We start from the raw sequence: 21,483 nt of genomic DNA on the forward strand, positions 1-21,483 counted from the left end.
TAAGAACAATGTTTTACAACAACTTTGATAATGTTTACGGTGAGGATCGCTACGGGATGGTCGGCAAAACCGGGGATGGCTTCCGTGAAGACCGGCTGCTGGAAATTCCGTGCTACCGGTGTCACCAGGCACCACTGGTGATTGCGGAACGCAACTGGGTGGACACCAACAATGATGACTCCCAGCGTTACCAAATCGTAGTCAGCTGCACCCACTGCGGGGCGGTTGACCAGTTCATCGTCAATGACGGCCGGGAGAAGCAAATTGGGCGTTTGCAGCACGCCCATGTCCGGCCTAGTGAACATAACTTAGCTTAACTGAATTGCGATAGTCGTCATAGTGACCACTACCGCTTTTTTTGTTCGGTAAATTACCACTGTTAGACGTAGATATGAATAAACTGTCAGATGACAAATAAAAAGTTTCACAAATATTAAGCTGGAATCCCGTATACTCTAAGTAGGTGTGTAACAAATTCCAATTGTAACACCAATCTGAAATTTCCTAACCATTCGCTAACTTTGTGATACTGTAAACATTGTAAAGCGATTGGATATTTCTAAGGAGATGTTTTGTTATGAAAATCAAAGCTGCTGTTGTAGACAAGAAAGGCGCTAAGTTTGATATTCGTGACGACGTTGAATTGGCAGAGATGCAACCAGATGACCTCCAGGTTCACATGGTAGCCACCGGGATCTGCCACTCCGATGAGGCCCTGCGGAAGGGTGATGCCGAAATCGGCTACCCAATTATCTTGGGTCACGAAGGTTCCGGGATCGTTGAAAAAGTCGGCTCCGAAGTTAAGGACTTCAAGCCGGGCGACCACGTTATCCTGTCCTTCTACGGCTGTGGTAACTGTATCAACTGTTTGAAGGGGAAGCCAACCAAGTGTTTGAACTACGCTGCTAACAACCTCTCCGGGGTTCGTCCTGACGGCAGTGCCCACTTCACCGAGGATGGTCACCAGGTCGACGATATGTTTGACCAATCATCATTCACCACGACGACCGTGGTTCGGGAACGGAACGCCGTTAAGGTTCCAAAAGACCTTGACCTGCGGAAACTTGGACCTCTAGGCTGTGGGTACGTCACTGGCTCCGGGACCGTCTTTAACACCTTAAAGCCTGAACCAGGTTCGACCATCGCGGTTACTGGGACTGGTGCCGTTGGCCTGGCTGCCATGATGGCTGGTAAGATTTCCGGCTGCACGAAGGTTATCGCTATTGACCGGGTACCAGAACGGCTGGAACTGGCAAAGGAGCTGGGTGCGACCGACGCCATCAACACCAATGACCAGGACATGGTCAAGGCTATCCAGGACTTGACTGACAGCAAGGGAGTTGACTACATCGTTGATACCACCGGTGTTACCAAGGTCATGGAAGATGCTATCCAAGCGCTGGCGCAAGGTGGGGTTCTGGCAGCGATTGCCGTTACTGCCCAACACATTGACGTCAACACCTGGAACGACCTTTGCCCAGCGGACCGGACCATCGTCGGTGTCAACATGGGTGACTCAATCCCGCAAGTTGATATTCCACGTCTGATTGAATTCTATAAGCTCGGGATGTTCGACTTTGACAAGACCGAAAAGTTCTACGACTTTGACCAGATTAACGAAGCCAACGCCGACTCAGTATCCGGCAAGACCATCAAGCCAGTGCTGATTATCGACAAGGACTACCAGCCGGGTGACTAGGCAGCCGCGATGAAACATTGAGTTTGGTTAAGTAGATGCTTGAAAGGAAGCAATAAAATTGGCTACACCACACTACAAGATGTACATTAATGGCAAATTTGTTGATACGGACTCCGGTGAAAAGATCACGGTCATCAGCCCAAACGATGAGTCTGTGCTTGGGACGGTTCCAAGCGCCACGGTTGAAGAGACCAGGGCCGCAATTGATGCCGCTACCGAAGCGGAAAAGTCCTGGCACCGGGTTCCCGCACCGACCCGGGGGATGTACCTCCACAAGCTGGCTGAGGAAATCCGCAAGGACCCAGAACCGTGGATCAAGAACCTGCAAGTTGAACAGGGGAAGATTCGTTCGCTAGCTGAAACGGAAGTCAACTTTACGGCTGACTACTTTGACTACATGGCCGCTGCTGGCCGGACCTACAAGGGCGAGGTTATCCAATCCGATAACAAGGACGAGACAATTTTGCTCAAGCGGATGCCAATTGGGGTCATTGCTGGCATCCTGCCATGGAACTTCCCATTCTTCCTGATTGCGCGGAAGATGGCGCCAGCTTTGGTCACCGGGAACACCATCGTTTTGAAGCCGAGTTCCGACACGCCAATTGGTGCCCTAGAATTCGCCAAGCTCTGTGACAAGGTTGGCATTCCAGCCGGGGTTGTCAACTTTGTCACCGGGCCAGGTTCCGTGGTTGGCAACGAGCTGTCTAAGAACCCAAAGATCGGCATGGCGAGCCTGACTGGTTCCGTCAGCGCCGGGAAGCGGATCATGTCCGCCGCTGCAGAACACGTTGGTGAGGTTTCCCTCGAACTAGGTGGAAACGCACCAGCAATCGTCTGTGATGACGCCGACATTGATGAAGCCGTTAAGGACATCATTGGTTCGCGGTTCGACAACAACGGTGAACTGTGCAATAACGTTCAGCGGGTTTACGTCCAGGAAGGCGTGGCCGATGAGTTCATGGAGAAGCTGGTCGCTGGTGTTAAGGCCATTACCACTGGTGACACCGTTAAGAACCCTGACATTGGCATGGGCCCGCTGATTAACAAGGCGGCCCTCGACAAGGTCGACAGCCAGGTTAAGCAGGCCGTTAAGGAAGGGGCCAAGGTCGTTGTTGGCGGTAAGCCAATGGAAGGCAAGGGCTTCTTCTACGAACCAACCATTTTGACCAACGTTACCCAGGAAGGTTCCGCTATTCAGGACGAAATCTTCGGCCCCGTTCTGCCAGTCATGACCTTCAAGAACTTAAAGGATGCCGTTGAAATGTGCAACGACAGCACGATGGGGCTGACCTCCGGGATCTTCACCAAGAGCCTCGACCGGGCAGCCTACGCGATCAACGAAATCCAAGCCGGTGAAACCTACGTTAACCGGAACTACTTCGAAGCTATGCAAGGCTACCACGCTGGGGTTAAAGAATCTGGTATCGGTGGTTCTGATGGGATGCACGGTATTCTGGAGTGCACTGACACGAAGGTTTGCTACATCCAACGCCATCCCGAAGACATTTAATAACAAAACGCTAAGAATCTCCGCAAAGTCACCCTAGGACTGCAAAGCTAGGCTCTAAGTCCCAGTGGTGGGTCACGGGAGACCTTTGAAATATTTACCAGGATAAATCGAAAACGCCAGTCCGCAAGCTTTGCACTTGCGGACTGGCGTTTGGTGTACTGAATGAATGTTGGTGGTCTAAATTAAAGTTCATTGGCAACGATGTTCTTGCGGTTGCCCAGCTTATCGTAATCGAGCTCATCCATGTTCTTGGCGGTGACTACCCCCGCAAGGATGGAATCGTTAACGTTGAGGGCGGTCCGGGCCATATCGATGATCGGGTCAATGGCAATCAGGACCCCCATGATTGCAACGGGCAGGTTTAAGGTTCCCAGCACCATCAGGGTGGTGAAGGTGGCCCCACCACCGACGCCGGCAACCCCGAATGAGGCGATAACGTCAATTGCCATCAGGGTCAGGATAAACTGCCAGGAAAGAACGTTAATCCCCGCGGTTGGAGCGATAATCGCCGCGACCATTGAAGGGTAGATACCGGCACAGCCGTTTTGACCAATTGTCAGACCAAAGCTGGCGGCAAAGTTAGCAACCGGGCTGCTAACGCCGAGGGAATCACGTTGGATTTTGACATTCAGTGGCAGGGTTCCGGCACTGGTCCGGGAGGTGAAGGCAAAGACCAGTGCGGGCCAGGCCTTCTTGTAATAGGTAACCGGGTTAATCCGGTTCGCCATCAGGATCAGGGTATGAACGAGGAACATTGCGATGATGGCAACGTAGGCGGCGACGATGAAGGTCCCCAGCTTAGCGATGGAGGCAAAACTGCTCGTAGCGGTGGCCTTGACCATCAGGGCAAAGATACCGTAAGGGGTGAGTTCCAGGACCATTTTGACCAGGCGGCTGACGATTCCTTGCAGAGCGGCAATGCCCTTGGCAAAGACGTGGGCTTCCTCAGCCTGGTTGTCACGCAACCAGAGGTAGGCAATCCCGACCATCAAGGAGAAGATTACCACGGCGATGGTGCTGGATGACCGGGTCCCGGCAAAGTCGGCGAAGATGTTAGTTGGTAGCAGGTTCGTGATTTGCTGCGGCAGGGTCAGCCCCTTGAGTGTTTCCTGGTGGGTCTTAATCGCTTCGACGGCGGTGGAGTTGGCTGCCATCCCCTTGATAAAACCGGCGCCCTGGAGGTTAAAGATGATCACGCTCATGATTCCCAGCAAAGAAGCGATTGCCGTGGTCGACAGGAGGATTCCCAAAACGTTAGCGGTCATCTTCTTCAAGTTGGTCTTGGCTTTGAGCCGAGTAAAGGCGCTGACCAGGGAGACGAATACCAGCGGGATGACCAGCATCTGCAGCAGGGCGATGTAGCCGTTCCCGACGATGTTGATCCAATCAATCGCGTTCGTGACCGTCTTGCTATTCGGCCCGTAAATCAGTTGGATGGCACTACCACCGATGATTCCCAACGCGAGGGCGAGGAAAACCAGTTTATTAAAGCCCCAGTGGCGGCGGTGCAAGTAAACCATGCCGGCCATAATGATGGCGGCGATGATGACAATGATGAATGTTTGCATTGTAATGCTCTCTTTCTTTTTCTTTAGGTGGAATAATAGCAAGTTTAGCAACAAAAAAGAGTTCCCAGTGCGCGCACTCTGAGAACTCTTGGGTAATATATTTAAACCTGGCAAAGCTGCTTGTTAACTTTGCTGGTCCCGTGATGAGTAATCATAAGGCAACACAAATAGCATGTTGGCGTTCGCACAACATGCACAACAAGCTGCTGATTTGGTGAAAATGGCGTTTGTCATAATGATTACTCCTTTCGTTTCTAAGCTTGGCATAAATATACCGGTATTCTTACTTTTTGTCAACCCAAGAATTTAAATTAACCATTCCGCGCACTTTGGTATAGGATTGAGGTAAGACCAAAAAGGAGGACTTCAGCAATGGACACAAAACAGTACCGGTATCGGGGAAACGATTTTCAAATTAAGCAGGCACCGACCTTTGTTCAGGATTCGACTGCCGAGTTGAAGAAGATTAAAAAACAGATTAAGAAGAACCTCAAGCATATTCGGGAAGCACAAAAGAAGATGTACGCCCGTCGTCACTATGGCATCCTGGTCGTCTTTCAGGCGATGGACGCCGCGGGCAAGGATAGCATGATCGCTCATATCTTTTCCGGGGTCAACCCGGTCGGCTTCAAGGTCGCCAACTTTAAACAGCCAACTGCCCAAGAGCTGCGGCACGATTACCTCTGGCGGATCAACAGGGAACTACCGCTACGGGGGGATATTGGGGTCTTCAACCGCTCCTACTACGAGGATGTCCTGGTTTCCCGGGTCCATCCCGAAATCATCCTCAACAGTAACTTGCCGGAAATCCACTCGTTGGCGGATGTCAATGACCACTTCTTTGAGAAGCGTTACCAGGATATTCGGGAATACGAAAAGTACCTGACCCGGAATGGCTACGTAGTGCTGAAGTTCTTCCTCCACGTCTCCAAGGAGGAGCAAAAACGCCGCTTCCTCGCCCGGATCGATACTCCGGAAAAGAACTGGAAGTTTTCCGCTGCTGATATTCGGGAGCGGCAGTACTGGGATCAGTACCAGGCGGCTTATGAAAAGGCCATTAATGCCACCGCCACGAAGGATAACCCCTGGTACGTTATTCCCGCCGATGATAAGTGGTACTCCCGCTTGATTGTTTCCGATATTTTGACCAAGCGGATTGAAAAATTACCACTCGCCTACCCAACGTTAAGCCCGGCAGAACAGGCAAAACTGGGGGCCGCCCGCCAAGAATTGCTAAACGAAAAATAAGTAAATTAGCAATTTTTTGTTGATAAACCGAAACAATCCGCTTACTATTAGTCACAACTTGTAATTGTTCAACGAAAGGAAGTGCTGTGACCATGTTACGTTTTGGAAAAACTATTTGTTGTTGTACTCAAAAGACGAACCGAACTGACATGGGAGCAGTTGGGGCATTTTGAGTACCCGTTTTTCTTGAAAGATTTAAGGAGCGGCACTTAAAATTAGCGCCGCCGGTAGCAGAAGAGGCTATCAACCATGTCATGTGGTTGGTAGCCTTTTTTGGGGTGCGCCCGGCATGGGTATTAGCTAGGCGGTGAAAGTCCGCTATGGGCCGTAGTAGTCGGAACTATGAGCCGAGGACAAGGGTGTCCACTGTGAGGTGGAATCTGAAGGAAGTCTAAAGCAAAGTACTGCACCGATGAACAAGAAGTAGCTACAAGGCTGAGAGTAACGGATAAGACTGCTCAACAAGTTGAAATCCAATACTACTCGAAGTTACTCTCAGTAAAGCTAACGGTGATATGGTACGAAAGTTAATATTCTTACCCGGGGAGGTCTGGCCTACACGTTTCCGACAAGAGGAATGAGTGAAATTCCACAGAAACAAGCGGTGCAGTGATGTAGCGTTGAGTAGGTCAGAAGTCAGCCGAGGTCATAGTAGTCTGGCTATCTGGACGAAGGACCGAACGACAATAACTTGTAACTTATATCGGAGGTGTAATCAGGTGCGACAATCGCAGAAAACAGAACCACAAGCTGACCGCTTGTCGAGGATAGGTTTGGAAAACCGAAAGTACACAAGGGTGCGTAGTACCGATTATGGTGAAGGTAAAGGTATGAGTGTCACTATCCAAGACTTAGTCTTAACCCGCAATAACCTTAATCAGGCTTATTTGCGGGTTAAGAGAAATAAAGGAGTAGCGGGCATTGATGGCATGACTGTCTTTGACCTTCTGCAGTACCTTAGAGAAAACAAGGTGGAATTAATCACTAGTCTGCGTGATGGTAGTTATAAACCGTCACCAGTCAAACGAGTGGAGATTCCGAAACCCAATGGTGGGGTAAGAAAGCTGGGAATACCTACAGTGGTGGACCGCATGGTCCAGCAAGCAGTGGCCCAGGTGCTTACGCCCATCTTTGAGCAGATTTTCTCGGATAATAGTTTTGGCTTACGCCCTCATCGTGGGGCTCAAGACGCAATCGCAAGGGTAGTTGATTTATATAATCAGGGATACCGACGAGTAGTCGATTTAGACCTAAAAGCCTATTTTGATAACGTCAACCATGATTTGATGATTAAATACCTCCAACAATATATTGATGATTCATGGACACTAAAACTTATCCGTAAGTTTTTAACTAGCGGAGTTTTAGACCATGGGATCTTCGCTAAGAGTGATAAAGGAACTCCGCAAGGAGGGCCGTTGTCACCATTACTGGCGAATATTTACCTAAATGAGTTGGACAAGGAGTTGACCAGACGTGGTCACCACTTTGTGCGCTATGCGGACGACTGTAACATCTATGTTAAAAGTCAACGGGCCGGAGAACGAGTAATGCGCAGTATTACTAAGTTTCTTGAAAAGCGATTGAAGGTAAAAGTAAACCCAGATAAGACTAAAGTTGGTAGCCCGTTACGATTAAAGTTTCTTGGCTTCTCGTTAGGTGTAGACCGAAATGGTGCCTATGCCCGACCAGCCAAACAATCGCAACAACGAGTAAAGAAAACGTTGAAGTTATTGACTAAGCGTAATCGCGGGGTATCTCTGACAAGAATGTTTGAGGAAATCCAGCAAAAAATGCGTGGGTGGCTTCAATATTACTTAATTGGTAAACTGACTGGCTTTACTCAACGACTTGACCAGTGGTTAAGAGCGCGAATAAGGCAATATATCTGGAAGCAATGGAAGAAGTTGAAAACTAAGGTTACTAACTTACAAAGGCTTGGATTGTCTTATCGTGATGCGTATGTCTTCGCTAGTACCCGCAAGGGCTACTGGCGAACTGCGCACAGTAAGACTTTGAGCTATTCTCTAACTAATAGAAAACTGGAGCACCTTGGACTAATAAATCTGTCCAAGACGCTCCGGTCAATTCAAAAGTGATTAAGTTGTCGAACCGCCGTATACGGAACCGTACGTACGGTGGTGTGAGAGGTCGATAATTGGATTAATCAATTATCTCCTACTCGATTTCTTATGCTACTTGCCGAGGGCCGACACCAACAAGATGATGCTTACTACTAGACCGAGAATAAGGTAGCGCAACCCTCAAAGCTGATTGGTGATAAAACTAAAATAGCTGTCAGGGCAACCACCCACTAATAAAGAAAAAAGGTGATGAAGAAGATTCTTCAGCACCTTTTTTTGAAATGGGCAGTCAGGGGATCGAACCCTGGACCCACGGATTAAGAGTCCGTTGCTCTGCCAGCTGAGCTAACTGCCCATGTCATTGACAACACAAATAATAATATCAATTTTCGGCGCTGTTGGCAAGGACTTTTTTGTTAAGTTCGGCTGATAGGGGGGACGTAACGTTACCGTCAAGGCTTTTAAAGCAAAAATCCCAGCACCACTTTAATGGCCTGGAATTTTTGGTATCACTTTTCTGCTAAGACCCGGTCAATTGCGGCTAATTCGGCGGGAGTAAATGACAGCTTATTGAGGGTCTTAACGTCATCGACGAGCTGGCTGGGTCGACTGGCACCGACGAGGACGCAGGCGATTTCCGGTTCCCGCAGGTTCCAGGCAACCGCCATCTCGGCGAGAGTCTGGTGGCGGCTGGCGGCAATTTCATTGAGCTGCTTAACCTTGCCGATAGTTTGTTCTACCTGGTCCTCATGGAGGAATGGGCTAGTAGACTTGGCCGCCCGCGAGTCGGCCGGAATGCCGTTGAGATAACGGTCAGTGAGCAGGCCCTGGGCGAGCGGGCTAAAGCAAACCGCAGCCTTACCTTCCTGCTTCAACACCGGCAACAAGTCGTCCTCGATATGGCGGTCGAACATGTTGTAACGGGGCTGGTGGATGATAAATGGGGTGTGGAGGTCCTTGAAAATCTTGGTGATGGCGGCCGTTTGCGCGCCATTGTAGTTGGAAATGCCAACGTAAAGCGTCTTCCCCTCCCGAACCAGCTGGTCGAGGGCTTCAGCGGTTTCTTCAATTGGTGTTTCCGGATCCGGCCGGTGGGAATAGAAGATATCCACGTAGTCGAGCTGGAGCCGCTGCAAGCTCTGGTTGGCACTGGCGATGATGCTCTTACGGGAACCCCAATTACCGTAAGGACCGTCCCACATTTCATAGCCGGCCTTGCTGGTAATAATCATTTCGTCCCGGTAGGGCTTCATGTCGGTTGCCATGATGCGGCCAAAGTTTTCTTCGGCACTCCCCGGAACCGGGCCGTAATTATTAGCCAGGTCGTAGTAGGTAATTCCCAGGTCAAAGGCTTGGTGGACGATCACCTTTTGGTTTTCATAGGGATCGACGCTGCCAAAATTGTGCCAGAAGCCGAGGCCAATGGCGGAGAGCTTTAAGCCGCTCTTGCCGACCCGCTTGTAAATCATCTTTTGGTAACGGTTTGGATTTGCTTGATACATCTGGTTAACCTCCTATGGTAGTTTGTGGCCAGCTGCCAGGTAGAGGTCGTACCATTCCTGGTTGGTCAAATCAACGTCGGCGCCCGCTGCACTATCGGCAATGTGATCAGGGTTCATAGTCCCCATGATTAGCTGAATCTGGGCCGGGTGCTTGAGGACCCAGGCGGCAGCAATCGCGTTCTTGCCGACATGGTACTTCGCCGCCAACTTTGCCAGCTGGTCATTTAGTTCGGGATAGTCCGGGTTGTCGATAAAGGTCCCCTCGAAGTTCCCGTATTGGAATGGCGACCAAGCCTGGATAGTGACGTGCTGGCGCCGGCAGAAGTCGAGCAGGCCGCCGTCATGATCGGTCCCGTTGGCATTACTGATGTTGGTGTTGATACCAAAGTCAACCATCCCAGTGTGCATCAGGCCAAACTGGAGCTGGTTGAACATCAGTCGTTGGGTGACGCTGTCCTGAACCATCATAAACTGCTGGGGGTTGAAGTTAGATACCCCGAAGAAGCGAACCTTACCGCTGGCCTGGAGAATATCAAAGGCTTCCTTGATTCCAGCGAGGTCCATCAGCGGGTCGGGCCGGTGGAGGAGGACTGCATCGAGGTAGTCGGTCCCCATTCGCTCTAAGACGCCGTCGACCGCTTCCAGGATATGTTGCTTGGTAAATTCGTAGCGGCTGCCAAAAACAAAGCTGCCGTGACTGCGGGCGGGGTCAACGATAATCCCGACTTTTGATTGGATGAAGAGGTCTTCCCGGCTTACCGCTGCCTTTTGCAGGGCCTGGCCAAACACTTCTTCCGACTTGCCCTGACCGTAAATGTCAGCCGAGTCGATAAAGTTGATTCCGTGATCATAGGCGGTGTCAATCGCCGCAGCTGCCTGTTCCGAACTCTTGGCCTCCATCCGCATGATGCCGAGGCCCATGGCAGAAATCTTGAGGCTAGTGGCGCCGAGGTTGATTTGTTTCATAATAAAAAGCCGTCCTTTCGTTTATCCTAACTCACTACATTCTTAATGGTAGGTGGTTAGAGGGTAAACGACAAGATGGCACATTTTATTGCCTAGGTTACTTTTGGGTTCCCAGCTGCTTTTCGCGTTCCCGGTCGCTGGTAAATTGTTCATAAAGTTTATGCAAGCGTTCCTGCTTAATTGCCCGCGTTTGCTCACTGTAGACGCAGGTCGGGTGCTTAATTTGGTAGTCGGCCGCGTTGATGTAGCCCCAGGCACACATCACTTCGAGGATTGGGAAGAGGGACTTGCCGTGGTCCGTCACGCTGTATTCGACCTGGACGGGGACGGTTGGAATAACGGTCCGCTTAATAATATTCTCGTCTTCCAGCTCCCGCAACTGGGCGGTTAGGGTCTTCTTGGGCGCGGTTTCTAGGTAGCGAAGGATTTCACTATACCGCTTGGTCCCTTCATTTTGCAGGTAATGAAGAATCAATGGCTTCCACTTACCGCCAATTGTGTTGAGCGTAATTTGAATTTCGGTCAATGCTTCCTTCTTCGCCATGGTCATTCTCCTTTGAAAAACAAAAAAAGAGGTTGAGAATCAAATCTCAATCTCTGTAAACCTCTGATGGGCAGTCAGGGGATCGAACCCTGGACCCACGGATTAAGAGTCCGTTGCTCTGCCAGCTGAGCTAACTGCCCATAACGTTGTTAATCAACGTTAATAATAATAGCAAAGTCTCAGTCGTTTGGCAAGGGCAAATTAGAAAATAATTTAGAAGGGGGGCGGCTGGTTTGAATAGACACTTGGCTAGGAAGTCACCGTCCCTGTGCTATAATAGGAATAACAAATTATAAGGATTGAAATGAAATCGTCAATTATACCCATTGGAGGGACTATTGAGATGGCAAAGAAGATTTTAGTTGTCGATGATGAAAAACCAATTTCAGACATCATTAAATTTAACCTGGAAAAGGAAGGCTACGAGGTCGTCGTCGCCTTTGACGGTGAGGAAGCCCTCGAAAAGGTCGAGGCAGAGGATCCGGATTTGATCATCCTGGATCTGATGTTGCCGAAGGTTGACGGTTTGGAGGTTGCCAAGCGGGTACGGGCTAAGCACACGACCCCAATCATCATGGTCACCGCTAAGGATTCCGAACTCGACAAGGTCCTGGGGCTAGAACTCGGCGCCGACGACTACGTTACCAAGCCATTCTCCAACCGTGAACTGGTTGCCCGGGTTAAGGCTAACCTCCGGCGGGAAGCTACTGCGCAGGCCCCGGCGGAAGAAGATAAGAACACGGATATCAAGGTGGGCGACATCACCATTCACCCGGAGGCCTACACCGTTACCAAACGGGGTGAGAACATCAACCTGACCCACCGGGAATTTGAGCTGCTCCACTACCTAGCCCAGCACATCGGACAGGTTATCAACCGGGAACACCTCCTGCAAACCGTGTGGGGCTATGACTACTTTGGCGACGTGCGAACGGTTGACGTGACGGTGCGGCGGCTCCGGGAAAAAATCGAAGACAACCCAAGCCAGCCGCAATGGCTAATCACGCGCCGGGGAGTCGGCTATTACCTGGCAAATCCTGATCAGAATTAGAGGCTGAGCAGTTGTGAATAGCAAGTTAAAATTTTATCAATCAATTCGGGTAAAAATCGCCCTCGTGTTTGCGTTAATGTTAATGTTAACGCTCGAATGCGTGGGGGCGGTTTTTGTGCGTCAATTGGAGCACCAAAACCTGAATACTTTTAAGCAGACGATTGAACTACCGTCTTATGTCGATAATTCGTTAAGCGAGCAGTTACCGCGGCCCGATACCAAGAAGGCTAACCAGCAGATCCGACAAATCCTGTCGGAGGTCAACAATAACAACATTTCTGAAATCCGGGTTGTTGACAGTAAGGGGGTTATCCGCGGGACTAGTACGGCTGATAACCGGAACATGGTTGGACAGAAGACGACCGATGCGATGGTCAAGGCGACTTTGCTGAATAACCGCTCCCACTCAGAAAACGTATACGATGGTGCCAATCACAACCGCTACTATGTGAACGTCATTCCCTTAAACGATAGCAACAATAACGTTGTTGGGGCCGTCCTCCTCCGGGCGAGCCTGGAAGGGGTCTATTCCAACATTAATAACATTACGCTGATCTACCTCTCCGCGGCCCTGATCACCATTATCCTGTCCCTTTTCCTCGCGGTACTTATTTCCCAGGAAATAACCCGACCGATCGAAGAAATGCGGAAACAAACGTTGCGGATCGCCCGGGGGGACTTCTCTGGCCAGGTCCGGGTAATGGGCAACGACGAATTGGGCCAGCTTGCCGGGGCGGTCAACAACCTTTCCGTCCGGGTGGAAGAAGCTCAGGAATCCTCTGATTCTGAACGCCGACGGCTGGACAGCGTCCTCTCGCACATGTCTGACGGGGTCCTCGCCACGGACCGCCGGGGCAACATCACGATTGTTAACAACATGGCCCTGCAGCTGCTGGGAGTTGACCATGAGGATGATTTGATCGGCAAGTCAATTATTGACGCGCTGGACATCCGCCACGACTACACTGTTCGGGAGCTGATCAACAGCAACCAGAAGGAAATGATTATTGACATGTCGGCCGGGGGCAATAACCTGATCCTGAATGCCTACTTCTCACCGATCCAGCGCGAATCCGGCTTTATCAGCGGGCTTGTGTGTGTCCTGCATGACGTTACCAGCCAGCAGAAGGAAGAGCGGGAGCGGAAGCAGTTTGTTTCCAACGTTTCCCACGAATTGCGGACCCCGCTGACCAGTGTCCACAGCTACGTGGAAGCACTGAGTGACGGGGCTTGGAAGGATAAGGACATCGCACCCCAGTTTTTGACGGTGATTCAAAACGAAACCAACCGGATGATCCGCATGATCAACGACCTGTTGAGCCTGTCGCGGATGGACTCGGGGACGACCAAGCTCAACCTAGAATACGTCAACATCAAGGAGCTGTTCAACTACATCCTGAACCGGTTTGATATGATCATCAAAAAGGATGAGAACGACCAAAACAGCAAGAAGTACACAATCGAGCGCTACTTCACCGATAAAGACCTCTGGGTAGAAATTGATACCGATAAGTTTACCCAGGTCATCGACAACATCATGAATAACGCGATTAAGTACTCACCAGATGGCGGGGTCATTACCACCCGCCTCTTAGAGACTCATAACCACGTTATTTTAAGTATTTCCGACCAGGGCCTGGGGATTCCCCGCAAGGACCTGGGGAGGATCTTTGACCGTTTCTTCCGGGTTGACAAGGCCCGGAGCCGGAAGCAGGGCGGAACTGGCCTTGGATTAGCAATTTCTAAGGAAGTAATCAACCTGCTTGGTGGCCAGATCTGGGTCGATAGTATTGAGGGTCAGGGTTCGACCTTCTATATTTCACTGCCGTATGTTCCGTATGAAGAGGAGGATGATTGGGATGATTAACAAGCTGAAAGCCAACTGGCTCTCAATCGCGTTGACAATTGTCGTAATCATTAGCCTGTTCTTGTCTGGCTTAATCTGGACGAACCCCTACCAGTACGAAGGGACACGCCGGGAAAACGTGATGAAGAGCAGCCAGCAGTATACTGCCCAGTCGATGGGGGACGTCTACCTGCCGACCACGGTGGTTCGTACTAACGGTCGCGGGAACCAGGTCTTCTTATATAGCACCCCAGCCAGCTTGACGCGGGAAATGAAAAACATTATCCGGGGCTGGCAGTTTGGCCGGGTCACGACCGTAAAGAGCAATAATAGCGACGTCTACCTGAGCTATCTCCGGCGGCACAACGCCATTACGCTCAGTTACCCCAAGGCTATTCCAACCCTTGTCTTTAACGAAACCTTTTCCCAGACGGTCAATAGCGACCAGGTGAGCCAAATCAACCACATCGTGATCCCGTTAAAAGGGCCCCGCGAAGTGTACCTGCTGAGTGACCATCGCTATGGGATTTACCGTTTGCAGGTGAAGAAGGGGAACTTCAAGCAGATTACGAAGCTCACGAAGGGCGCCCGGGGCATTGCTGTTGACCATAAAATCGTTAACGGGACAACGATGCTGACCTACCCGAAGAGCTTTACCCTGCCGGTCTTCGCCTTCCAGGTTGCAAACCAGAATATCGATACCCTGAGCTCTAATTTGCTGAGCAGCAACCAACGCAGCAACATCACTTCCAGTGAAAACGGCGACGAGGTCGTGTACAGCAGCGGCAATAACCAGCGGCTGGTTTACCACCGGACTAACGGGACCGTGGACTATGAGTCGTTTACTAACAGCGATGACCACCGGTCGACGGACCAGCTCTACTCCTACTTTTACAACCGGCTGGTTAAGACTGGGGTGCAACTGAGCAACGTCCGCTTCGACGGGACAAGCAACCACCAGCGGCGGTTTACCTACCGAACGTTTGTCGACGGGTTCCCGATCTTTAATGAGGATGGTTACGGCAGTATCCAGCTAATGGCTGGCAGCGGGACGGAACGGTGTCAGATGAGCCGGTATTCGCTCCAAGTTCCGTTACCCATCAACCAGCAGGAAGTCAAACTGCCGGCTACCCCGGAAGTCCTCAATGACCTGCATGCCAGTCCGCACTTTCGGGACATCAAGGGTATCCGGGTCGGCTACCTCTGGCGGTCTGACGATAGTAATAAGGTGGTCAAGCTGACCCCGACCTACTTTGTGTGGTATCACGGTAACTGGGTTGATTACGAGCAATTGCTAAAGTAAGGAGGCGTGCAAGGTGAACTTTAAACGAATTCAGTGGATTTTTCTGGTTGCCTTCATCCTCTTTGACATTATCGTCGGTTGCCAGCTACTCTTTCAAAACCGCTTTACCATCACCAATAATACGCAAAGCCGGCAGTCAACGGTGCTGAAGGAAATGCGGGCAGACTCGATTAGCTACCAGGGCCTGTCTAAGCACCAGCCGAACGCCTTTTACATTTCCGGCAGCCGGTCAGGGGATGGCGGGACGCTGGAGCAGGAGATGGCAAAGCTGCATAACCAGACGTCCCGCTTCGCTGATAGTCAGCTGGTCAGTGAATTTGATTCGCCAATCAAGGTTAACGCTGAGCGGCCGCAATTACGGCTCGACCAGGTCGTCCGCCGGTCCCGGAACGTTCCGCTGGGTGACCATTACCAGTACAATGCCCAGCTGTCGAGCCGGCGGGAAGCAGTGTATACCCAGATGGTAAAGAACCAGCCCGTCCTCTCCAGTGATGGCCAGCTGCGGTTCCGCATCAACCGGAACGCCCAGGTAACGGGGTATACCCAGACCTACTTGGAGAACCCGACGACCCTCCAGCAGCGGACGGCGACCATCAGCCAACGGCAAGCGGTAGTCTGGCTTTACCGGCACAACCAGATTCCCAATAACTCACAGATTCGGTGGGCAATTCTGGGCTATACCAAGCTGTTAACTACGAATAACCATAACCAGGCTGTTTATGTCCCGACCTGGGCGGTGGAAATTAAGACTAAGACGGCGGATACGGTCCAGCGGCTGAACGTCAACGCTTTTAACAGCACCATCATGAAGTCGTCGCCGGACACCGTCAACATGGACAGTATTAATAAGTGAAAAAGGAGCACTTGGAGTGGCAGATAAGAATCCATTACGTTACAGCATTCTCGCCAGCGGAAGCACTGGCAACGTTACTTACTTAGAAACTGACCAGCACCGGATTTTAATTGACGCCGGTTTGAGCGGGAAAAAGATTGAGGGCCTGATGGCTAAAATCGACCGGTCCTTAGATGACGTTGAAGCCATCTTCGTTACCCACGAACACAGCGACCACTGTCACGGGGTTGGGGTCCTGGCACGGCGCTACGGGATGGCGGTTTACGCTAACCGTGGCACTTGGCAGGCGATGGCTAACAAGGTCGGGACGATTCCGGAAGACCAGCAGTTTATTTTTAACCCCAATAGCGTCCAGACCCTCGGCGACCTTGATATTGAGAGCTTTGCCGTCTCGCATGATGCGGCCGAACCGCAATTTTATCAGGTGCACCATGACAACAAGACCTTTTGCATCCTGACTGATACTGGCTATGTGTCCGACCGGGTCGCGGGAATAATCCGGGACGCGGACGCCTACCTAATGGAGTGTAACCACGATACTGAAATGCTCCGGATGGGACCGTATTCCTGGCCGTTGAAGCAGCGCATCCTCGGTGATGAGGGGCACCTCTCAAACGAGGAGGGAGCCGACGCGCTGATGAACGTTATCGGTCGGCGGACCAAGGAAATTTTCCTGGGGCACCGTAGTCAGCACAATAATATGCGTTCCTTGGCCCACCTGACCGTGGCAAGCCTGATGAAGCAGCATGACTTTGGTGTTGACCAGGATTTCCAGCTGGCGGATGCGGAGCCGGAGCAACCTAGTAAGTTAATGGTGATATAACAGGAATTTCAATCTTTTTTCACAACTATACGTTATGGTTATTAGTGATAACTGATTTGGAGGAATGAAAAATGAGCGATCAAAAACCTCTTAGCAACCGGTTTTGGGCGAAGGTTGCGGGGATTGGCCTCGTAGCCGGTCTGATTGGGGGCGGCGTTGCCTTGGGGATTAACGGTGTCATTCAGCACCACGAGGCAGTCGTCAGTACCAAGGTGCCAAGCGGTTCGAACCAGGCCGGCGGCACGAAGGTCAACGGTAATAAGGCGGAATTGAACACGGCCTCGACCAAGGCTTATAACTCGGTCCAGGGAGCAGTCGTCAGCGTTATTAACAAGCAGAAGGTGCAGCAGAGCAGCGGAATGCTGGGCGTCTTTGGCATTGGCGGCCAGGGTGATAGCAGCCAGAACAGCAACAGCGGCAAACTTCAAACGGCCAGTGAGGGGTCGGGAGTAATTTATAAGAAGTCCGGCAACGCGGCCTACGTGGTTACTAATAACCACGTTGTCGCAGGTTCCAGCGCGCTCCAGGTGATCATGAGCAATGGTAAGAAGGTGGACGCGGACCTTGTCGGGAGCGACGCGGCAACCGATTTAGCGGTCCTGAAGATCAATTCTGCCAACGTTAAGACGGTGGCGTCATTCGGTAATTCCAACTCAATCACCGCTGGTCAGGATGTTTTGGCAATCGGTTCGCCAATGGGGAGTGAGTACGCCAATACCGTCACCAAGGGGATTGTTTCCGCCAAAAACCGGACACTGAAAGCCGGGACTGACGGGACCTTGACCTCGGTTATCCAAACCGACGCGGCAATCAACTCTGGTAACTCCGGTGGTCCCCTGATTAACATGGCGGGGCAGGTCATCGGGATTAACTCGATGAAGCTGGCTTCCAACAACGATGGCTCCTCGGTCGAAGGGATGGGCTTTGCCATTCCAAGCAACGAAGTGGTCAGCATCATCAACCAGCTGGTAAAGAACGGGAAGATTTCCCGGCCAGCGTTGGGTGTCGGGATGATTGACCTGAGCAATGTCACGACCGACCAGCAGAAGTCCGTCCTGAAGCTGCCAAGCAACATCACCAAGGGGGTTGTAATCGCCCAGGTGGAGGACGGCTCCGTAGCGGATAACGCCGGCTTAAAGAAGTACGATGTCATCACTAAGCTGGGTGACAAGACCATTAACAACACGAGCGAGCTGCGGGCGGCCCTGTATAAGTACAAGGTGGGCGATAGCGTTAAGATTACCTTCTATCGTGACGGCCAGCAGCAGACGGTGACGGTCCACCTGACCAAGGCGGCCAGCGCGACCGATAGCAGTCAGCAGCAACAAACAGAAGCTGGCGAATAAGCTAGTTAATTCAAATCTGGTGGTTCTCAGTGCCAATCGCGTGCAGGGGAACCGCCATTTTTTGAAAAGGTGGTAAAATGCTATTAAAAGTTTCGGAACGGAGGATGAGAGATGAATAACCGGAAATTTAAATATCCTGACACCAAGGCCTACGAATTTGTGGTCAGCCGGCTTGAGGAACGGGGCGTTGACCTGGCCGACCTGGCTGCCATTATCTACAATTCGCAAATCGAATTTGAACCGACGCTGACGATGGCCCGGGTAAACGAGTACCTCCAGGACGCCCTGCATAAGCGGGAGCTGCTGAACAACGCCATGGTCATGCTGGAATTGGACCGGCTGACGGAGGCCGGGGAGGTCGCGGAGCCGTTGTCGAGTATTATCAAGAATGATGCCGGCGTCTTTGGGGTCGACGAAACCCTGGCCCTCCAAATTGCCAACATCTACGGGACGATTGGGACCACTAATTTTGGCTACTTCGACCGGGTCAAGAAGGGAATTATTGCCAAGTACGATAGCGATAAGGGGCACGTCAATACCTTTATCGATGACCTGCTGGCTGCGATTGTGGCCGCCGTTTCCGGCAAGATTGCCCACCAGTACGCCTAGGTCACAGCTGAATGTTAGATTAAACAAGGCACTTCCAGAGTCCGTTCGGGACAAGTTTTGGAAGTGCCTTTTAAAATGACCTGTGTAAAAGTAGCTAGCTTGGTGGGGTGTTTTTGGACAAATCGAACCGCCCCGGGACGGATTTTAACGGAATTTAAACTTTCAAAAACGAATAATTCATACTTTTTATCGAATAAAATTCATTTTGCCACGGGGTGTTGCACAGATACCACGCGACGTGTTATTTTAGGGAAGATTTATGAAAGAATAGCTGGTGGAATTAGCTGTGGAAAACTAGGTGGATAAGTCGGCGCAAGAAATTTCTAAATTAGTAAAAGCCGGTATTAGGGCGTTTGGCTAAGGTTCAAAGTTATCCACAGGCAGCCGGATGACCGGTGGATAAGTGGATAACAATTTGACTCAATCCCTAATAAAGGCTGATTTGACAGCGATTGATGCCTGTGGGAGGGAACGGTTGTTTTTGTGGATAACTGTGGATAAGTTCCCTCTCAGAAAACGCTTTTAGGAGAATTGGATAAGCGAACATTCGGAGATCATCCCCATGGTTGGAATTGCTTGTGGATAACTTTGTGGAAAACATGTGGAAAGCGGTGGATAATTTGAATATCAAAGTAATTGGCGTGGGAAAGTTAAAGGAAAAGTATTTTAAGGCCGGAATTGCTGAATACGCAAAGCGGCTGGGGCGGTTTTGCAAGTTTGAGATTGTGGAAGTTCCGGATGAAAAGGCCCCTGAGTCGTTGAGCCAGGCGGAGATGGACGAGGTAATGGCAAAGGAAGGAGAACGAATCCTGAGTAAGATCAAGGACCGGGAGTACGTCTTCGCACTTGCTATCAAGGGCAAGGAACGGACTTCGGAAGAATTTGCCAAGGAGATCAACCAACTGACCACGTACGGGCACAGTGATATTACCTTTGTGATCGGTGGTTCCCTGGGGCTGAGTCCGGCCGTGCTCAAGCGGGCGGATACCCAGATTTCGTTCGGCCGCTTTACCCTGCCGCACCAGTTGATGCGGTTGGTACTGACCGAGCAGATTTACCGGGCGTTTACCATTATTAATGGATTGCCTTACCATAAATAAATCGGCAGCTGATTGGCGGCTAGTTAAGTTCCTGGAAGGGGGCTTGCTGGCCGCCTGTTATTTTTTAAAGGCGGGAGTGGTGGGGATGAAAGGGATTTCTAAATTATTTCTCAAGAAGGTTAAGAAAGTATATGTAATTTTGCATTATATTGTCTGTTATATGCTCATAATGTATATTTAAATCAGCGAAAAATCTGGAAAGCAAATAAGGAAATGGGTTTAACTCCCGCTAACTTGTGCTGGATGGAAAAGCTGCAGATCCAACTTTTTTATGAACACAGGAGGAAGCTAAATATGTTTTCAAAAAATAATCGTTTCGCGATGGAACGCAAGATGAGCGCCAGCAAGCAACGCTTCGGCCTTAGAAAAATAATGGGCGGGGTAGCGTCGGTCCTCTTAGGGCTGACCTTCCTGTACGGCACCCGGGCCTCGGCCGATGAGGTTCAACCAACGGAGACGGTGACCACCATCCAGCTGGCAACGGCACCGACCCATAGCGAGTTAACGGTCCCGGCAACTGCTAACCCGGCTTTGTCGACTGCAACGCCGACTACGGGTGAGGAAGTTGCGCCGGTGGTAGCGACGGATACCAACAGTGAAGTAACAACACCAGTAACACCGGTGGCGACACCTCAGTAGCCGGTCGATTCTGCGACTACCGAAACGGCGAACACCCAGCAGCCGGCCACTGCGCCGGCGCCTACGGTCTCTGCACCGGCTGAGGAACAGCAGAAAGAGCAGCAGGTCCAAATCAACTTCGTCACGGACTGGTATGGGAGCACTCAGCCGGTCCTGACGGTGACCGTTAATGTCCGACCCGGGACTGACCTTGACCTCAGTCAGTTTGCCAGCCAACTGCCAACGGGGCTCAAGCTGAACCACCAATGGCTGCGGATTAATCACAGCGACGTGGTTTACCAGGTTAAACTTGATCACGAACTAACGGAAAACTACGCTGAAAACAAGGATTTCGTGCAGAATATTTACGGGGTAGTCAACGGTCAGCAGGTCTTGCTGGGCACGCAAACGATCACGTTAACGCGCTATGGCGTTTATGACCACTACACGAACGAGTTTCGCCCGACAACGGGCTGGCAGCTCAACGGCCAAGAGATTAGCCAGGCCCAGTTCGCCGACTTTACGGTTAAGCTCACTGGTGACTTAGCGGGCTACTCAGCGGAAAAAACTGTCGTGACGGGAGCTGTCATTGACCCCAATGGCGACCAAACCGTCTTCAACCAGTACGTTAATTTGGCTGAAAACATCGTCAAAACTGAGAACAGGACTATTAAGCGGCTGGTGACGGTCTACTATCCAGACGGGAGCCATCGGGTGATTACCCAGCTGGTGACCTTTACCAGAACGACCACGTACAATCCCTTTAACCAGGATCAAATTGCGGACACCGGCCGGTCTACCTGAATCTCCAGA

Annotated in this window: 19 protein-coding genes and 2 tRNA genes; 15 read left to right on the top strand and 6 right to left on the bottom strand. The window is 51.0% G+C overall.

What is annotated here, in order from left to right; genetic code table 11:
* The first annotated feature begins 8 nt into the window (after positions 1 to 8).
* The 3 genes from N4599_RS06860 (at position 9) to aldA (ending at position 3,209) form a co-directional block, all read left to right on the top strand.
* On the top strand, positions 9 to 317 hold the full coding sequence (locus N4599_RS06860; protein WP_003712129.1) for a hypothetical protein: 309 nt from the start codon (positions 9 to 11) through the stop codon (positions 315 to 317).
* 260 nt (positions 318 to 577) lie between these two features.
* Positions 578 to 1,699: an NAD(P)-dependent alcohol dehydrogenase gene (locus N4599_RS06865; protein WP_062813133.1), complete on the top strand. Its 1,122-nt coding sequence runs from the start codon at positions 578 to 580 to the stop codon at positions 1,697 to 1,699.
* Positions 1,700 to 1,757: 58 nt separating this feature from the next.
* The gene (gene aldA, locus N4599_RS06870) at positions 1,758 to 3,209 is read left to right on the top strand and encodes an aldehyde dehydrogenase (protein WP_191363748.1); all 1,452 of its coding nucleotides are present in this window, start codon (positions 1,758 to 1,760) and stop codon (positions 3,207 to 3,209) included.
* Positions 3,210 to 3,391: 182 nt separating this feature from the next.
* On the opposite strand, the gene N4599_RS06875 is transcribed toward aldA, so the two are convergent.
* Positions 3,392 to 4,777: an L-cystine transporter gene (locus N4599_RS06875; protein WP_062813131.1), complete on the bottom strand. Its 1,386-nt coding sequence runs from the start codon at positions 4,775 to 4,777 to the stop codon at positions 3,392 to 3,394.
* A gap of 372 nt (positions 4,778 to 5,149) precedes the next feature.
* Here N4599_RS06875 and N4599_RS06880 point away from each other — a divergent pair, with 372 nt between their 5' ends.
* Both N4599_RS06880 and ltrA read left to right on the top strand, forming a co-directional pair.
* Positions 5,150 to 6,025 carry a PPK2 family polyphosphate kinase gene (locus N4599_RS06880; RefSeq protein ID WP_062813130.1) on the top strand — a complete coding sequence of 292 codons (876 nt, stop codon included), beginning with the start codon at positions 5,150 to 5,152 and terminating at the stop codon, positions 6,023 to 6,025.
* A 719-nt stretch (positions 6,026 to 6,744) separates the two neighbouring features.
* The gene (gene ltrA, locus N4599_RS06885; RefSeq protein ID WP_260898663.1) at positions 6,745 to 8,124 is read left to right on the top strand and encodes a group II intron reverse transcriptase/maturase; all 1,380 of its coding nucleotides are present in this window, start codon (positions 6,745 to 6,747) and stop codon (positions 8,122 to 8,124) included.
* A 267-nt stretch (positions 8,125 to 8,391) separates the two neighbouring features.
* Here ltrA and N4599_RS06890 read toward each other — a convergent pair.
* The 5 genes from N4599_RS06890 to N4599_RS06910 all read right to left on the bottom strand — a co-directional run bounded on the left by N4599_RS06890 (position 8,392) and on the right by N4599_RS06910 (position 11,261).
* Positions 8,392 to 8,464 (bottom strand) — tRNA-Lys (locus N4599_RS06890).
* Between the two features lie 154 nt (positions 8,465 to 8,618).
* Positions 8,619 to 9,611, bottom strand: a complete 993-nt coding sequence (locus N4599_RS06895) for an aldo/keto reductase (RefSeq protein ID WP_062813128.1) — start codon at positions 9,609 to 9,611, stop codon at positions 8,619 to 8,621.
* A gap of 12 nt (positions 9,612 to 9,623) precedes the next feature.
* Complete coding sequence (locus N4599_RS06900; protein WP_062813127.1) at positions 9,624 to 10,577, bottom strand: aldo/keto reductase; 954 nt, start codon at positions 10,575 to 10,577, stop codon at positions 9,624 to 9,626.
* 97 nt (positions 10,578 to 10,674) lie between these two features.
* The gene (locus tag N4599_RS06905) at positions 10,675 to 11,121 is read right to left on the bottom strand and encodes a winged helix-turn-helix transcriptional regulator (protein ID WP_062813126.1); all 447 of its coding nucleotides are present in this window, start codon (positions 11,119 to 11,121) and stop codon (positions 10,675 to 10,677) included.
* Between the two features lie 67 nt (positions 11,122 to 11,188).
* Positions 11,189 to 11,261 (bottom strand) — tRNA-Lys (locus N4599_RS06910).
* 203 nt (positions 11,262 to 11,464) lie between these two features.
* Here N4599_RS06910 and yycF point away from each other — a divergent pair.
* From yycF to N4599_RS06960, 10 genes are all read left to right on the top strand, one after another.
* Positions 11,465 to 12,172 (top strand): response regulator YycF, encoded by a 708-nt coding sequence (gene yycF, locus N4599_RS06915; protein ID WP_003711451.1) that lies wholly within the window; start codon positions 11,465 to 11,467, stop codon positions 12,170 to 12,172.
* 13 nt (positions 12,173 to 12,185) lie between these two features.
* Positions 12,186 to 14,039, top strand: coding sequence for a cell wall metabolism sensor histidine kinase WalK (gene walK / locus N4599_RS06920; RefSeq protein ID WP_062813125.1), 1,854 nt, complete (start codon positions 12,186 to 12,188; stop codon positions 14,037 to 14,039).
* Positions 14,032 to 15,321, top strand: coding sequence for a YycH family regulatory protein (locus tag N4599_RS06925; protein ID WP_062813124.1), 1,290 nt, complete (start codon positions 14,032 to 14,034; stop codon positions 15,319 to 15,321). The genes walK and N4599_RS06925 overlap by 8 nt, the downstream gene beginning before the upstream one ends.
* A 13-nt stretch (positions 15,322 to 15,334) precedes the next feature.
* A complete protein-coding gene (locus N4599_RS06930) occupies positions 15,335 to 16,174 on the top strand; it encodes a two-component system regulatory protein YycI (protein WP_062813123.1) in 840 nt (279 codons plus the stop codon).
* Between the two features lie 16 nt (positions 16,175 to 16,190).
* Complete coding sequence (locus N4599_RS06935; protein ID WP_062813122.1) at positions 16,191 to 16,997, top strand: MBL fold metallo-hydrolase; 807 nt, start codon at positions 16,191 to 16,193, stop codon at positions 16,995 to 16,997.
* A gap of 71 nt (positions 16,998 to 17,068) precedes the next feature.
* Positions 17,069 to 18,343 carry a S1C family serine protease gene (locus N4599_RS06940; protein ID WP_062813121.1) on the top strand — a complete coding sequence of 425 codons (1,275 nt, stop codon included), beginning with the start codon at positions 17,069 to 17,071 and terminating at the stop codon, positions 18,341 to 18,343.
* A gap of 111 nt (positions 18,344 to 18,454) precedes the next feature.
* Positions 18,455 to 18,952: a phosphatidylglycerophosphatase A family protein gene (locus N4599_RS06945; RefSeq protein ID WP_003715620.1), complete on the top strand. Its 498-nt coding sequence runs from the start codon at positions 18,455 to 18,457 to the stop codon at positions 18,950 to 18,952.
* 620 nt (positions 18,953 to 19,572) lie between these two features.
* Entirely contained in the window at positions 19,573 to 20,052 is a 480-nt protein-coding gene (rlmH, locus tag N4599_RS06950) for a 23S rRNA (pseudouridine(1915)-N(3))-methyltransferase RlmH (RefSeq protein WP_039929792.1), read from the top strand.
* 294 nt (positions 20,053 to 20,346) lie between these two features.
* Complete coding sequence (locus N4599_RS06955; protein ID WP_062813120.1) at positions 20,347 to 20,691, top strand: YSIRK-type signal peptide-containing protein; 345 nt, start codon at positions 20,347 to 20,349, stop codon at positions 20,689 to 20,691.
* 159 nt (positions 20,692 to 20,850) lie between these two features.
* Positions 20,851 to 21,474, top strand: a complete 624-nt coding sequence (locus tag N4599_RS06960; protein ID WP_062813119.1) for a mucin-binding protein — start codon at positions 20,851 to 20,853, stop codon at positions 21,472 to 21,474.
* Positions 21,475 to 21,483: the final 9 nt, after the last annotated feature.

This window comes from Limosilactobacillus oris (assembly GCF_025311495.1).
Taxonomy (GTDB): domain Bacteria; phylum Bacillota; class Bacilli; order Lactobacillales; family Lactobacillaceae; genus Limosilactobacillus; species Limosilactobacillus oris_A.